At 68.8% G+C, this 13,139-nt stretch carries 13 protein-coding genes; 4 read left to right on the top strand and 9 right to left on the bottom strand.

The features are described from left to right. Positions 1–386: 386 nt before the first annotated feature. The 4 genes from KBW98_RS17590 to KBW98_RS17575 all read right to left on the bottom strand — a co-directional run bounded on the left by KBW98_RS17590 (position 387) and on the right by KBW98_RS17575 (position 3,600). Positions 387–725, bottom strand: a complete 339-nt coding sequence (locus tag KBW98_RS17590) for a DUF1840 domain-containing protein (RefSeq protein WP_211521460.1) — start codon at positions 723–725, stop codon at positions 387–389. Between the two features lie 69 nt (positions 726–794). Beyond that, the gene (locus KBW98_RS17585; protein ID WP_211521459.1) at positions 795–2,357 is read right to left on the bottom strand and encodes a hypothetical protein; all 1,563 of its coding nucleotides are present in this window, start codon (positions 2,355–2,357) and stop codon (positions 795–797) included. Then, entirely contained in the window at positions 2,354–3,088 is a 735-nt protein-coding gene (locus KBW98_RS17580; RefSeq protein ID WP_211521458.1) for an ABC transporter ATP-binding protein, read from the bottom strand. The genes KBW98_RS17585 and KBW98_RS17580 overlap by 4 nt, the downstream gene beginning before the upstream one ends. Beyond that, positions 3,088–3,600 carry a hypothetical protein gene (locus KBW98_RS17575; RefSeq protein ID WP_211521457.1) on the bottom strand — a complete coding sequence of 171 codons (513 nt, stop codon included), beginning with the start codon at positions 3,598–3,600 and terminating at the stop codon, positions 3,088–3,090. The genes KBW98_RS17580 and KBW98_RS17575 overlap by 1 nt, the downstream gene beginning before the upstream one ends. A gap of 147 nt (positions 3,601–3,747) precedes the next feature. On the opposite strand from KBW98_RS17575, the gene KBW98_RS17570 reads away from it, so the two are divergent. Together KBW98_RS17570 and KBW98_RS17565 are read left to right on the top strand one after the other, a co-directional pair. Then, positions 3,748–4,710, top strand: coding sequence for a GlxA family transcriptional regulator (locus KBW98_RS17570; protein ID WP_211521456.1), 963 nt, complete (start codon positions 3,748–3,750; stop codon positions 4,708–4,710). A gap of 7 nt (positions 4,711–4,717) precedes the next feature. After that, complete coding sequence (locus KBW98_RS17565) at positions 4,718–5,125, top strand: GNAT family N-acetyltransferase (RefSeq protein WP_211521455.1); 408 nt, start codon at positions 4,718–4,720, stop codon at positions 5,123–5,125. A gap of 15 nt (positions 5,126–5,140) precedes the next feature. Here KBW98_RS17565 and KBW98_RS17560 read toward each other — a convergent pair whose 3' ends face one another. The 3 genes from KBW98_RS17560 to KBW98_RS17550 all read right to left on the bottom strand — a co-directional run bounded on the left by KBW98_RS17560 (position 5,141) and on the right by KBW98_RS17550 (position 7,804). Beyond that, positions 5,141–6,658, bottom strand: a complete 1,518-nt coding sequence (locus tag KBW98_RS17560; RefSeq protein WP_211521454.1) for a YifB family Mg chelatase-like AAA ATPase — start codon at positions 6,656–6,658, stop codon at positions 5,141–5,143. Positions 6,659–6,771: 113 nt separating this feature from the next. Continuing rightward, on the bottom strand, positions 6,772–7,284 hold the full coding sequence (locus KBW98_RS17555; RefSeq protein ID WP_211521453.1) for an adenine phosphoribosyltransferase: 513 nt from the start codon (positions 7,282–7,284) through the stop codon (positions 6,772–6,774). Positions 7,285–7,375: 91 nt separating this feature from the next. Beyond that, positions 7,376–7,804 (bottom strand): DUF1801 domain-containing protein, encoded by a 429-nt coding sequence (locus KBW98_RS17550; RefSeq protein ID WP_211521452.1) that lies wholly within the window; start codon positions 7,802–7,804, stop codon positions 7,376–7,378. A 219-nt stretch (positions 7,805–8,023) separates the two neighbouring features. Between KBW98_RS17550 and KBW98_RS17545 the strand changes: the two genes are divergently transcribed. Both KBW98_RS17545 and KBW98_RS17540 read left to right on the top strand, forming a co-directional pair. Continuing rightward, complete coding sequence (locus KBW98_RS17545) at positions 8,024–9,019, top strand: lipopolysaccharide assembly protein LapB (protein ID WP_211521451.1); 996 nt, start codon at positions 8,024–8,026, stop codon at positions 9,017–9,019. A gap of 42 nt (positions 9,020–9,061) precedes the next feature. Further along, a complete protein-coding gene (locus KBW98_RS17540; protein WP_211521450.1) occupies positions 9,062–10,222 on the top strand; it encodes an acyltransferase in 1,161 nt (386 codons plus the stop codon). Here KBW98_RS17540 and KBW98_RS17535 read toward each other — a convergent pair. Further along, complete coding sequence (locus tag KBW98_RS17535) at positions 10,194–10,574, bottom strand: SirB2 family protein (RefSeq protein ID WP_211521449.1); 381 nt, start codon at positions 10,572–10,574, stop codon at positions 10,194–10,196. The two genes, KBW98_RS17540 and KBW98_RS17535, sit on opposite strands and share 29 nt — an antisense overlap. 43 nt (positions 10,575–10,617) lie before the next feature. Then, entirely contained in the window at positions 10,618–13,104 is a 2,487-nt protein-coding gene (locus KBW98_RS17530; protein ID WP_211521448.1) for an adenosylcobalamin-dependent ribonucleoside-diphosphate reductase, read from the bottom strand. Between the last annotated feature and the right edge of the window lie 35 nt (positions 13,105–13,139).

Below are 13,139 nucleotides of genomic sequence, written 5' to 3'. Positions count from 1 at the left end.
ATCTGGTGGGGTTTTTTGCTTTGTGGGTTCGAAACGGAGCAAGTGACACGCAAACAAACTTGGGTTCCGGCCTCCGCCGGAACGACGGTCTTTAGACCGGAGGTTGAAGACGCTGTAGCGCATAGCTCCAAGCCACCATGCACGTCGTACGCGCCACTGGCGCCTACGACTTCCGGCGAAGGCCGGAACCCAAGTTCAACTAGCGCTCGCAAAGGCGCAACACCGGCAGCAAGGCAGGCCCCTCACCGCCGCTTATTCCTCAAGCAGAAAAACAAACAGCCCCGGCACTCACGCCACGGGGCTGTCTGTCTCCACCTGCACACACAAAACCTATCCATCACCCGAGCGGGCTTGCCAGTACCACGATCAACATCAATGAAAAGTGCTCAAACACCCCACAGCACATCGGTGCGGTTGTCCCGCGCCGAGCGCAGCATCTCCAGCAGCGGGTAGACGCGCGTCGGGAAGCTGACCACCTCGATCTGCTCGTGTGCCGGATCCTCTTCCTCGCCATGGGCCAGGACATCCTGGGCCACCTGGTCCGTCACCTGATGTTTGCGGCTTTCCTCGACCTCGCCTTCGATCAGCTGGACGGCACGAGGCGCTTCTTCGGCGGTGATCACGCCGCGCTCCGGATCCTTGTGCAGCATATCGAGGATGCGCTTGGCATGTTCCTGGTACATCAGGACCTCTGGATACGATTTGCATTTAAATTTGATCAACATGACAGTCCCGTGATTCAGTTAGTGCCTAAACGATAACACGTCTTCAAAACGGGGTCATCTCGCGCACGCTCACTGTGCCTGGCCCTGTCGGTTCCGCGACAACCAGGCCGCCAGCAGCACAAGCACGGCGCCGGCCAGGGCGGCTAGCGACCCGAGAAGCAGGAAACCCGATCCGGAAGCGGCTTGTGCCGCGACCAGCAAGCCGCCCAGCGCGCCCCAGCACAGGCTGCCCGACATCTCGAGAACATTACTGAGGAAGTTCGCCTTGCCGCGTCCCTTGAAACTGCTACGCAGCCCCGGGCGTCCGCACCACAGCACGACCAGTGCCGCGCTCCAGACCGATCCCACGACGGCGAGGCAGGCGAGCACACCGGCGGCAGGTGCGCGGATGAGCAGCCAGGCCAGCGGCAGGGCCGCGACGGCCAGCGGCGGCGCGGCGGCCGCCGCCAGTTTGGCAAGCCGCACGCTAGCTTCAGCCGCCGGCGCGCTGCGCAACAGGTCGGGCGCGTCTTCGGCCGAGATGACGATCCAGGCCAGCGACCCGGCCAGGGAGCCGCACAGCAGCGCCAGACCGGCGGCGACGGCCGGCAGCTGCAAGGCCGACCGCGAAAACACGACAAAGCACAAAGGCAGGAGATAAAGCAGTTGCAGCAGCACCTGCGAAATCAGGTGGGGATCCCGCCGGATCAAGCGCCATTCCTTGATGACGATGGTGTCGAACACGCTGCGGCCGAAGCGAAAGCGCGGCGCTTTCGTGCCGGCAGGCCTGGTCCGCACCTGGGACACTGACTGCTGCAGGCCTCGCACGAAGAAGCGATGGGTGGTGCGGGCGGTCCCGATGAACGCCAGAACCGCGAGCGCCAGCAGGCCGAGGGCAGGCCATGGGTCCCCCAGCACCGCCCGCGCGGGCAGCCACAGCGCGCTGTCCGCGCCCAGCGTGTCGTCGCGCGCCAGGCGCGCCAGCAGGGCGGCCTCCACGTCGCGCCGCCGGGCGTGCGAGGTTTGCATGTAGAGCTGCGAAACGATGAAGACAGAGGCCCCGGCCAGCGCGCCCAGCACCTGCCCGACGACGTGCGTGCGGCGCGCACCGAGCGTGCGCACCAGGGCCAGGGTCATGAGCATGCCGGCGCAGGCGCACAGCACCGGCAGGCCGATGACAGCGGGATAGAGCCCCAGCCACGCTGGATTTCCGAGCAGCAGGCCGGCATGTGCGAACGGCGCCAGCAGGAAATAATAGACCGAGGCCGTGCTGGCCGCGATCGCCCCCAGGCGCACGGTGAAGATACTGTGCGAGGGCAGCGGCGAGGACAGCAGCAGGTCGAGGTCGCCGCGTTCGAACAGCGCCAGCACGCTCGCTTTCAGGCTCGACGACAACATCGCGGTCGCGCCCACGAGCAGCACCACGGTGATGGCCGCATAGAGCGGCAATGCGGTCCGGTCGAAGCTTTCCAGCCGGCGCAAGCTGAACCAGGCGGCCACGTGCAGCAGGACCCAGCCGCCGGCAAGCAGCGCGATGGTCGCGTTGCCCGGACGCCGTCCGCTTGCGGAGCCCGACGAAGAAGCGGCATTGAACCAGGCCAGGCGCAGCTCGTGCGCGATCAGCCAGCGCCCGCTTCCCGGCGCGCCCATCATGGCTGCCCGGTCAGCGCCAGGAACACGTCTTCCAGGCTGCTGCCCTGCGTGCGGGCCCGCAGCTCGTCGAGCGTGCCCTCGGCGATCAGGCGTCCCTGGCGGATGATGCCGATGCGCTGGGCCAGGCGTTCCGCCACTTCCAGGATGTGGGTGGTCAGGATCACCGTGCCGCCTTTCGCCACGTGCGAGAGCAGCAGGTCCTTGACCTGGCGCGCCGCAGCCGCATCCAGGCCGGTGAGCGGCTCGTCCAGGATCAGCAGTTCCGGGTCGTGGATCAGGGCGCCGGCCAGCGCAAGCTTCTGCTTCATCCCGCGCGAGAAGCCTTCGGTCAGCTCGTGCGCATGCCGCGCCAGGTCGAGCCAGTCGAGCAGCGAGCGGGCACGCGGCTCGGCGTCCCCCGGATGCACGCCCCACAGGCCGGCCACGAATTCCAGGTATTCGGTAGGCTTCAGCTTCCCGTACAACATCGGCTCGTCCGGCAGATACGCCATCTTCATCTTGGCGACGGCCGGCGCCGCCGCGAGATCGGTGCCGAGCACCTCGATGCGTCCCGCGTCCGGCGCCAGCAGGCCGGTCACCATGCGCAGGGTGGTCGTCTTGCCGGCCCCGTTGGGGCCGAGCAGGGCGTACAGTTCGCCGCGCCGGACCTGCAGGTCGAGTCCGTCCACGGCCGGGCGTCCGAACTGCTTGCGCAGGCCGGTCAGGCGCAGGGCGGGCAGGGCGTCGTCCATCACTGCGGCTTGAACGAGGTGAGGAACTGCTCCGCCTGTTCAGGCGCCACGGCGCTGCGCTTGCCCAGCACGATCACCTGGTAGAAACGGACGCCGCGCGCCTCGAAGCTGCCGACCAGCCTGACCGGCTGGCCGTTGCCGGTGCCGGTGGCGTCGACCGCGAGGCGGCCCTTGTTGTCGGGGGCGGCGGCGTCTTCCTTGGCGCCGATATTGCGCAGCAGCGCCTGGCGCATCGCGGGCAGCGCCGCTTGGGCCGCGGCGGCATCCGGCGCCGTGCCGGAACCGACGGCGAAGGTGACACCCTCGGCTTCGGCCGCGGTCATGGTCATGTCGACCCGCAAGCCATTCAGGTCGACGCTGCGCGTGAAGGACGAGGGCTTGGCCGGGAACAGCACCGTATAGGCGCCGTCCTGGCTGGACACCTCGCGCCAGTTGTAGGTGGGATTGCAGGCGGCCAGCAGGGTCGCCAGGGCCAGGACCTGGGCGGTCCGGAAGAAGGGTGGAATTCGCATGGCAGGATGGTAACAGCAGTGCCGCCGCCGGGCGATCCCCTCAGCCCGCCGCCGGCCGCGGCGGCCTCTCCTAAACGGAGGAGGGCCGCCATCCTGGTTTCCCTCTTGTCGTATGATCGTCCCGGCATCCATTCACCAGGGCACATCATGAAACGCAGAATCGGCTTCCTGTTCCCGCCGGGCTTCCAGGCGCTCGATCTGATGGCGAGCACCGTCTTCGAGATCGCCAACAACATGGATTCCGGACCGCACTACGAGATGACGATGCTGTCCGAGCAGGGCGGCGTGCTGGCCAGCTCCTCCGGCGTGGGCGTATTCACCGAGGCTGCCGAGCGGCACGACTACGACACCCTGATCGTCGCCGGCACCATGCAGCCGCTGGGTTTGCGCTCGACGCCCGGCTTCCTGGCTTTCCTGCGCGAAGCCAGCAATCGCTCGCGGCGCACGGCCAGCATCTGCACCGGCGCCTTCATCCTGGCCGAGGCGGGCCTGCTTGACGGCCGCCGCGCCACCACCCACTGGGCCCTGGCGCGCGACCTGCAGCGCGCCTACCCGAAAACCCGGGTCGAGGAGGACCGCATTTTCATCAACGACGGCCGCATCTGGACCTCGGCCGGCATGACCGCCTGCATCGACTTGTGCCTGGCGATGGTCGAAGCCGACCTCGGACGCGACGCGTCGAAGCACATCGCGCGCCAGATGGTCGTCTACCACCGCCGCAGCGGCGGCCAGTCGCAGTTCTCGGCGTTGCTGGAGCTGGAACCGAAATCGGACCGTATCCAGCAGGCCCTGTCCTATGCCAAGCGCCACCTGCGCAAGCCTCTGTCGGTGGACGAGCTGGCCGGGGCCGCCAACCTGAGCACGCGCCAGTTCAGCCGCAGCTTCCGGCTCGAGACGGGGCAGTCGCCGGCGCGGGCCGTCGAAGTGCTGCGGGTAGAGGCCGCGCGCGCCATGATCGAAAGCAGCAACCATCCGATCGACGTGGTCGCGCGCGAAACCGGCTTCTCCGATCCGGAGCGCATGCGCCGGGCCTTCCTGCGCGCCTTCGGCCAGCCGCCGCAGGCCATCAAGCGGGCCGCGCGCGAGCAGGCCGCCGGCTATGAACACTGAACACCCAATGCATATCGACATTTCCTTGTCTGGCACGGTCGAGCGGGAAGAAGTCATCCGCCTGTACCGCGCCAACGGCTGGTCCTCGGCGGACAAGCCGGACCAGCTCCTGGCCGGACTGCGTAACTCGCACGCGCTGGTCACCGCGCGCGCCGGCACGGCCCTGGTGGGCCTGGGCAACGCCATCTCCGACGGCCACCTGGTCGTCTATTTTCCCCACATGCTGGTCGACCCGGCTCGTCAAGGCGAGGGCATCGGCCGCAAGATGATGGCGGCCTTGCTCGACCGGTACGCGGGCTTTCACCAGTTGATGCTCACCGCCGACGGCGATGCGATACCGTTCTACCAGCGCCTGGGCTTCGAGCGGGCGGGAAGGACCGAACCGATGTGGATCTACGCCGGTGCCGAGCACTGAGCAGGCCGGGCCGGTTCACTGTTCGCGCAGCGCGCGCCGGTACTGGATCGCTTCGGCCACATGCGCCGCTTCGACATGCGGCGCCCCCGCCAGGTCGGCGATCGTGCGCGCGACCTTGAGCACGCGATGATAGGCCCGCGCAGACCAATGCAGGTGCCGCGCCGCCGCATGCAGCAGCTGGCGTCCCGCCGCATCCGGCTGGCAGTGGCGGTCGATGGCGCCGCTTTCCAGGCGGCTGTTGGCCTGGCCCTGGCGCTCCAGCTGGCGCGCATGCGCCTGCTCCACACGCTGCGCGATCGCACTGCTCGCTTCACCGTCGGCCTGTCCGGCCATGCTGTCGGGCGGCAGCGCCGCCACCTGCAGCTGGATGTCGATGCGGTCGAGCAGGGGACCCGAGATGCGGTCCTGGTAGCGCTGGACCAGGTCCTGGGTGCAGCGGCATTTTCCTGACGGGTGGCCAAGCCAGCCGCAAGGGCAGGGATTCATCGCGGCGATCAGCTGGAAGCGCGCCGGGAAATCGGCCTGGTGGGCCGCGCGCGAGATCGTGATGTGACCCGACTCCAGCGGCTCGCGCAGCACCTCCAGCACGCGGCGGTCGAATTCCGGCAGTTCGTCGAGGAACAGCACGCCGTGGTGGGCCAGCGAGACCTCACCGGGACGCGGCAGGTTGCCGCCGCCGACCAGGGCCACGCCCGAGCTGGTGTGGTGCGGACTGCGGAAGGGGCGCCGGCGCCAGCGCTCGTGCGAAAAGCTGCCGGCCAGCGACTGCACCGCGGCCGACTCCAGTGCTTCGCCGTCGCTCATCGGCGGCAGCAGGCCGGGAAAGCGCGCCGCCAGCATGCTCTTGCCCGCGCCCGGCGGCCCGACCAGCAGGACCGAGTGGCAGCCCGCGGCCGCCACCTCGAGCGCGCGCTTGGCCTGCTGCTGTCCCTTGACCTCGGCGAAGTCCGGATACAGCGGCGCGGCCGGCAACCGCTCGCGCCGGTGGCGGGCCAGCCTTGGCGCATCCGGCAGGTGGGAAAAATGCGCGCAGACCTCGAGCAGGGTGCGCGCGGGGTAGACCGCCGCGTCTTCGACCAGCGCCGCCTCGTCCGCGTTCGCCTGGGGCAGGATGAAGGCGCCGGCGTCGCCTTCGCGCTGGCGGTGCATGGCGAAGGCCATGGCCAGAGCGCCGCGTACCGGACGCAGTTCGCCCGACAGCGACAGTTCGCCCGCGAATTCGAAGCGGTCGAGCTGCTCGGCGCGGATCTGGCGCGAGGCGGCCAGGATGCCGAGCGCGATCGGCAGGTCGAAGCGGCCCGACTCCTTGGGCAGGTCGGCCGGCGCCAGGTTGACGGTGATGCGCCGCGCAGGCACCTCGAAGCCGGAGTTCTGCAGGGCCGCGCGGACGCGGTCCTTGGCTTCGCGCACCTCGGCGTCCGGGAGGCCGACGATGGTCATGCTGGGCAAGCCGTTGGCCAGGTGAACTTCGACATTGACGGCGGGCGCTTTCATGCCTGCCAGCGCGCGGCTGCGTAAGACGGCGAGACTCATGGGTTTTCCGGCGAGTGGATGACTCGCAGGATGGTGGCACCGTCGCGGGCGCCGCTTGTTGAGCGCACCCAAGCGTGCGCTGCGCCGGCCAGTGTACTTGCCTGAGTGAACGCCTACACGTCGCGCAGGGTCACGACCGGCATCGTGAGCGTGCGCTTGTCCTTGAAGAAGGCGATATCGAACAGGGCCGCCGCGCCCACCACTTCCTTGCCCGCCTGGCGCAGCAACTGCGCCGCCGCCTCGATGGTGCCGCCGGTGGCCAGCACGTCGTCGACGATCAGCACGCGCTGGCCCTTGATGCGTTCCGGCTGGATCTCGATTGTGGCGCTGCCGTACTCGCGGCGGTAGTCGATGCCGATCGCCTTGCCCGGCAGCTTGCCCGCCTTGCGCGCCATGGCGAAGCCGACCTGGCGCTCGTAGGCCAGGGCGCCGGCGATCATGAAGCCGCGCGCATCCATGGCGAGGATGAAATCGAAGTGCAGGTCCTCGGTCTTCGCGTGCAGGGTGTCGATGGCGAGGCGCCAGTTGGCAGGGTTGTCGAAGATGCAGCCGACGTCAATGAAATTGACGCCCGGTTCCGGGTAGTCCTGGAAGAATTCCAGGGGAACCTTGTCGAAATCGTTCATAGGGTTGGGAGGCGTAAGGGCGTGAAGTGCAATTATCGCCGTTCTGCGCAAAGACGGGGCGGCGGCCGCTCCACGAGGGCCGCCACCGGCATCATGCCTTCTTGCGCTTGCTGCCTGACGCCGCGTTCTGCGCCGCGGCGGCGCGGATGAGCGCCTTGAAGGCCTCTTCATCGATGGCGCCCCCTTCGGGAATGTCGATGGCGCGCCGCACATTGCCCTCCAGGCTGGAATTAAAGAGGCCGATTGGATCGTCCAGCGCCGCGCCCTTGGGGAAGGTCAGCTTGACCGCCTTCTTGTAGGCTTCGCCGGTGCACAGGATGCCGCCGTGCGACCACACCGGTACGCTCCACTTCCACTCTTCGACGACGCCGGGCAGGGCGTCCAGCACCAGGCGGCGGACCCGCGCCAGGGTGGCGCCGCGCCAGTCGTCCAGTTCCGCGATGCGGCGGTCGATCAGATGCGCGGCGGAGGCTTGTTCCGAGGTGTCCTGCAGGTCTTGCGCGTCGGTGCTCGTTTTCATCGTCTTCCCTGTTTTCCGGAGTGGGCCGAACATGTATTGTCCAGCCTTGCCGGCACGCTGGCAATGCTGCCAAGCTTGTTTGCTTTGCCACTAAATGTTGACTAGCGAATACTTTCATGTGACGATTTGTCTATTCTCAATCATCACGGCCGGTTATCCATGAAGGGTAAGCCCGCCGCCGGCCGCCACGGGACCTCCGGGCGCACGGGAAAGGAATCCATGCTGGCGACAATCAGGCCTTGGTGGGGCGCAGCCTTGCTTGCGAGCGGTGCGCTGTGGGATGCCTGCGCCGCGCCGGTACATCCCATTACCCAGCTCGTCCAGCAGAAGCGCTTCGCCGAAGCCTCGCGCGCGATCGCCGAACGCTTGGCCGCCGATCCGGGCGATGCGCCGGCCCTGGCCGGCACGGTCGACCTGATGGTGGCGCAGGATGCGGCTGGCCGCGTGCCGGAAGCCAAGGCCGCGGCCGAGCGCTGCGTCGCCGCGAATCCCGCCAGCAGCACCTGCGCCGAAGCCCTCGGCAGGGCGCTGGAAGCCCAGGCCAGCGGCTGGATGGTCGCTTCGCTCGGCAACACACGCGCGCAGCGCGACGCCTACGAGCGCGCCGTGCTGCTCGATCCCACCAACTATCGCGCCCGCGTGTCGCTGGTGCGCTTCTACCTGCGCGCCCCGTTCTTCCTGGGCGGGAGCACGATCCGCGCGCGCGAGCTGGCGCTGGAAGTCAACCGCACCGACCCCGACCTCACGCGCCTGATGCTGGCGCTGTGCGCCCATAGCGAGGAGCGCCCGCAGGATGCGGAAGAATATGTGCTCACCGCCGACCTCGGCAAATATGAACTGGTCACCAGGGTACACCGCGACCTGCTGTCCAGGCTGGCGGAAGCGCACCTGGAGGCGCAGCGCTTCGCCGACAGCGCCCGCCTGTATGCCGAACTGCACCGGCGCATTCCGTCGAGCGAGGCCGGCAGCTATGGGCTGGCGCAGGTGGCGCGCGCGCGGGGCAAGCTGGCCGACGCCGCCTTCTATCTCGAACGCGCGGTGGCCATCGGGCCCAAGGCCTACGTCTTCACTTCCCTGGCCGAGGTGTACCAGGCGCAGAACAACAACCCACGCGCCATCGCCGCCTACCAGTCGGCCCTGGGCGCGAGGCCGGCCCTGGAACGGCGCCGGCGCGAAGAGATCATGGCGCGCCTGGCGCAGTTGCAGCAGCGCTGACGCGCGCATTCCTCAGCTTCCCATCACCGTTCTTCCGTATTCGTGAATCATCAGCGTCTTCCCGGGCTCGACCTGCTGCGCGCCCTGGCCATCCTCTGGGTCATGGCCTACCACCTCGTCAGCCATGGACCGGCTTTCGGTCCCATCCTCGGCCCCCTGGTCGATCTCGGATGGATGGGCGTCGACCTGTTCTTCGTCCTGAGCGGCTTCCTGGTCGGCGGCCAGGTGCTGGCAGCCCGCGCCTCGCGCGACGGCGTGGACTGGGGCGGCTACCTGCTGCGGCGCGGCCTGCGCGTGCTGCCAGCCTACCTGGCGGTGCTGGCGCTCTACCTGTGGCTCCCAGGCTGGCGCGAGAGCCCCGGCATGCAGCCCGCGTGGCAGTTCCTCGGCTTCAGCGCCAACCTGTTCCCGGACTACTTCCGCAACCGCGCCTTTTCCCATGCATGGTCGCTGTGCGTGGAAGAACACTTTTACTTGCTGCTGCCGCTGGTGGTCGTGGTGCTGTCGCGCCGCCCCAGCCTGCGCAAATCCGCGCTGTGCGTGCTGGCGCTGCTGCTCGCCGGGATCGCGCTGCGCGCCTGGGCCTGGCGCACCGAGGTTGCGCCCTACCTGCACGTGAGCGAAGGCGAGGACTGGTTTTTCCTGCGCTATGTCGAGCATGTCTACAACCCGACCTGGGCGCGGCTGGACGGCCTGTTGGCCGGCGCCACGCTGGCCGCGATCCGCATCCACCGGCCGGCGTGGTGGGACTGGATGATGGCGCGCGCCTGGGCTTTCCTGGGCACTGGCGTGCTGGTTGTCGCCGCGGCGGCGCGCCTGTTCGGGGGCTTCGTCAGCGAAGCGGGCGCGTTGATCGGTTTCCCTATCCTGTCCATCGGCCTGGCGGCGCTGCTGGTCGGCATGGCCAGCCCACGGATCCTGCCGGGCCGCGCCGAGTTGCCCGGCGTGCGCCTGCTGGCGACGCTCGCCTTCAGCCTCTACCTGACCCACAAGGCGGTATTCCACCTGGTCGAGCAGGTGGCGGGCGCCCGGCTCGCGCAATCCAGCCTGCTGGCCCTGGCCTGTCATGGCGGCGCCGCGCTGGCGGTGGCGGCGCTGCTCTACCTGGCGGTGGAGCGGCCGGGGCTGCGCTTGCGCGAACGCCTTGCGCGTCTACGCGCGCAGCCGGCCATGCCTAGCCGAAAACCAGGGGATGCTTGGTGACGGCGACCGCCACGATATAAAAGAAGCAGGCCAGCGCCGCGGCGAAGGCCGCCAGGCGCACTTGCGGCGTGCGGCCGCGCTTGAGGGCGATCGTGCCGAACACGATGTAGGCGGCCAGCGCCAGCACCTTGGCCGTCAGCCAGGGCGCGACGAAGGGATACTGGCGGCTCCACACGGCCAGGCCGATGGCGCTGGCCAGCAGCAGGGTGTCGACCACGTGCGGGGCAATGCGCACCCAGCGTCGCTGGAGCAGTGCGGAGCCCGACAGCATCCACAGTCCGCGGACCAGGAAAAAGCCGCCGCTCAGGACGGCGAAGCTCATGTGCAGGTGTTTGAGGGCGAGATAGCTCATCCGCCAAGTATAACCGCCCGGTATGCCGGGGCCGCCCTTGCGCTCAGCCGCACTCGCCCACGTAATGGCACTCGTCGCAGCGGGTGCAGCCGTCGACCTTGCGCAGGGCGCGCGCGCCGCACTCCGGGCACTTGGCCCCCGAAGGGACGGGCAGGGCGCCGCCCGCGGTGGGCGGCTGCGGTTCGGCCTCGGGCAGGGGCGCGCCGCCGCGTTCGGAGAACGCACGCGCCAGTTCGGCGACCGGCACCTGGTTGCCGTAGGCGTCCAGGAAGCCGCGCCGGATCAGGATCCGCTGCAGCATGAAGGCGATCGCCGCCACTTCCGAGTCGTGGTAGACCGGCACCTGGACGCCGTCCTCGCGCGTCAGGTGGCCGCAGCGCACCGGGCCTTTTTCCCACACCACCTCGCGCATGTCGGCCAGGGCCTTGGCGATCGGCCCGCCGGCGCGCGCCACCATCGACAGCAGGCGCATCGAGGCCGTGATCCACTGGTGGCCGCCGGTACGCTGGTTGCCGGGCATGAAGAACTCGAAGGGCCGCTCGACGGTCACCGGCCGGCCTTCCCAGCGGCCCTCGGCGCGGATGAAGCTCACCGTCAGGTAGGCGCTCTTGCGGCCCTCCTGGGTCGAATACTCGATCTTCGAGGTCACCGACTCCAGCTCGCCCAGCGGGCGGCGTTCGAAGCGCTTGAGCAGCGGGTCGTCGTCCGGCGCCGGCTGAGCTGAGGGAGCCGGCGCTGGCGCCGTGGACAGTACGCTGCCCAGCACCGTGTTGGGACGGTAGGTGGCCAGTCCCTTCAGGCCGGCATGCCAGGCCTGGCTGTACAGCTCGCGGAAATCGTCGTAGGGATAATCCTCGGGAACGTTGACGGTCTTGGAGATCGCGGTGTCGACGAAAGGCTGGACCGCCTCCACCATGCGCAGGTGGTCGATGGCGCGCATCTCGAGCGCGGTCACGAACTGCGGCGGCAGGCCGGCCTCGGCATCGTCGTCCACCTTGTGTCCGAGCTGGCGGTACAGGCGCCAGGCGTGGTCCAGCACTTCGTAGCTGCGCGTGCCGCCGTCCGCCGTGCGCTTCTTGCGCTGGTAGCTCCAGGCGTAGGGCGGCTCGATGCCGTTCGAGGCGTTGTCGGCGAAGGCCAGCGAGATGGTGCCGGTGGGCGCGATCGACAGCAGGTGCGAATTGCGGATGCCGTGCACGCGGATCGCGTCCAGCAGCACCTGCGGCAGGCGGCCCACGAATTGTCCGCGCAGGTAGCGGTCGGCGTCGAACAGGGGGAAGGCGCCTTTTTCGCGCGCCAGCTCGATCGAGGCCGCATAGGCGGCGTCGCGCAGGGTCTCGGCGATGCGCGACGCCATGGCGCGTCCTTCTTCCGAGTCGTAGCGCAGGCCCAGCATCACCAGCGCGCTGCCCAGTCCCAGGAAGCCCAGGCCGATGCGGCGCTTGGCGCGCGATTCGGCGGCCTGCTGGGGCAAGGGCCATTCGGTGGCGTCCAGCACCAGGTCGAGCATGCGCACGGCGACCGCCGCCACCTCGCGCAGGCGCGCGAAGTCGACCGCGGCCTCGTCCGTGAAGGGGCGCTCGACGAAGCAGGTGAGGTTGAGCGAGCCCAGGTCGCAGCAGCCGTAGGCGGGCAGGGGCTGTTCGCCGCAGGGATTGGTGGCGCCCAGCTGCTCGCAGTACCAGAGGTTGTTCTCGGCGTTCATGCGGTCGATGAACAGCACGCCTGGCTCGGCGTGGTCGTAAGTGGAGAGCATCACCTGCTCCCACAGCGTGCGGGCGCGCACTTCGCGGTAGACCCACAGGCCATCCTCGCGCCGGTACGCGCCCGCCGCCATGTCCTCGTCGCCCGGCTCGGCGCGGTGCACCAGTGCGAAGGCCGTGTCGTCCTCGACGGCGCGCATGAAAGCGTCCGTGACGCCGACCGAGATGTTGAAATTGGTGAGCGCCCCCAGGTCCTTGGCGGCGATGAAGCGTTCGATGTCGGGATGGTCGATGCGCAGCACCCCCATCTGGGCGCCGCGCCGGGCGCCGGCCGATTCCACCGTGCGGCAGGAGGCGTCGAACACTTCCATGTAGGAGACAGGGCCGGAGGCGCGCGAGGCGGTGCCCTTGACCTTGCTGCCCATGGGGCGGATGGCGCTGAAGTCGTAGCCGACACCGCCGCCGCGGCGCATGGTCTCGGCGGCTTCGGAGAGGGCGGTGTAGATGCCGGGCAGGCCGCCGTCGACGCCGGAGATGGAATCGCCCACCGGCTGGACGAAGCAGTTGATCAGGGTGGCCTGGAGCTGCATGCCGGCGGCGGAGTTGATCCGGCCAGCGGGCACGAAGCCCTGTTCCTGGGCCCACAGGAAACGCCGTTCGAGTTCGGCGCGCTTCGGCGCCGGTTCGAGCAGGGCCAGGGCGCGCGCCACGCGGGCGCGCACGTCGGCGATTCCTGCTTCCTCGCCCTTGGCGTATTTCTCGCGCAGCACGTCCAGCGACACTTCCTGCGGCGCCAGCGTGCCGTCCATCCTGTCTTTCGCATTCATGTTCGCCTTTCGCTCATGCATGAATGCCGGAGGCA

Source organism: Massilia sp. ST3, from assembly GCF_018119405.1.
In the GTDB taxonomy this organism is placed as follows: domain Bacteria; phylum Pseudomonadota; class Gammaproteobacteria; order Burkholderiales; family Burkholderiaceae_D; genus Telluria.
Note: the sequence above shows the minus strand (reverse complement) of the source record. Positions and strands in the feature narration are given on the sequence as shown.